This is a genomic window from Yersinia sp. 1252 StPb PI, assembly GCF_048593885.1.
Classification (GTDB): domain Bacteria; phylum Pseudomonadota; class Gammaproteobacteria; order Enterobacterales; family Enterobacteriaceae; genus Yersinia; species Yersinia enterocolitica_E.
In genome coordinates this window covers 1-1,305 of sequence record NZ_JAZGQE010000373.1, presented here as the reverse complement: position 1 = coordinate 1,305, position 1,305 = coordinate 1, and the positions used below count along the sequence as shown (strand labels likewise).

Sequence of the window (1,305 nt, the reverse complement as noted above, 5' to 3'; positions counted from 1 at the left end):
GAGGAAAATAAAGAGTCTGGTTTGTGTACTAACTGTGAGAATAAGGAGGCTAAAAAAATAAACGGCATTTTATACCTCCCTGCTTTAGGGCTTATAGGTAATATGGTCAGTGGTTTTCTGAGTTTATATGTTGTTTTTTCATTATTCATTAGTACTTATAATTCCTCAGAAGAAGTGACAGTTTACGGAGTGTGTTTGTTATCGGTTTTAATGATAAATATCATCATTACACTTTCAGCGGCATGGTTTTTCTTTCGACGTCATATGAAAACAAAAAAAGTAATGATTGTTTATTATATTTTCGGGTTGTTTTATGCATTAGTTGTTGTTGTCTTCCCAGTTATTTATTATGAAGCCATTCCAACAAAAACAGATATTCGCACATTAGTAGGTAGCATTATTGGGGTAGTAGCCTGGATACCATATTTCCTATTGTCGAAAAGAGTGCCTGTAGTTTTCAGTAGGTAAGTATTGTTGTGGAGAATAACTCACTCCATGACATTATTGATAATAAAACCTCTGGTGTGACTCAGGAACAGAAATACCAGAATGCACAAAAAGAGCTGGTTGCCGCTGTTGAAGAGTTCAAAGCACAGAACTGCGCCGGGTTAAGTGCCGATGCGTGTTCAGCCAAGATGCAGGCCAATAGCGACGAACTGCTGAAAGAGTTTGCGGGTTTTGGGATAGACTTCATTCCCATCGGGGCTTTTCTTGGGGTTGTACGCCGGAACCCCAGAAAATTCTGTCACCAAAGCTAAGGACAGTATGATTTGTATGACGTTGAATAAATTACGGGTTACGTGACGACTTTTAATGTCTGAATCATCGTTTAGTGATTGTCACTCAATTGGTCGTTATACCAGACGGCATACAATCAGGCGTTTAACGAGTCGGGTTTAGGAACCGGTGGCGAAGTGCAACGTGCCATGCAGGCGACGATACCACCCTGGATGCGGTGCGTGATGTGCTGTTGCTCGGTGCCGCCAACACGCAGAAAACCGACGGCAGCAACAGCCTGGGCGTGGGTGGTTCAGACGGTGGTGACCTGGATGGGATGTGAAAGCCTTTATGAATGACTATAGCAGTCAGGATAAAGGCAAAGATCGTATATTCCAGCCGTTTATTGAAGCTAACTGGCTCCACAATACTAAAGACTTTGGTGTCACTATGGATAACGTGACAGTGAAGCAAGATGGGGCCGCCAATATCGGTGAATTAAAAGTGGGTATTGAAGGCCAAATCAATAAAAAAGTTAACCTGTGGGGTAATGTTGCCCAGCAAATCGGCAACAAAGGTTACAGTGAT

2 protein-coding genes and 1 pseudogene are annotated in these 1,305 nt (G+C 42.2%); all 3 read left to right on the top strand.

Annotated elements, in window-relative coordinates:
* The coding region (locus V2A85_RS23710) for a DUF2569 domain-containing protein (RefSeq protein WP_420072556.1) at nucleotides 1–468 on the top strand (468 nt) is incomplete at its 5' end.
* Nucleotides 469–476: 8 nt separating this feature from the next.
* Nucleotides 477–758, top strand: a complete 282-nt coding sequence (locus tag V2A85_RS23705; protein WP_420072555.1) for a hypothetical protein — start codon at nucleotides 477–479, stop codon at nucleotides 756–758.
* A gap of 298 nt (nucleotides 759–1,056) precedes the next feature.
* Nucleotides 1,057–1,305, top strand: a pseudogene (locus V2A85_RS23700) (autotransporter outer membrane beta-barrel domain-containing protein); the annotation flags it as partial.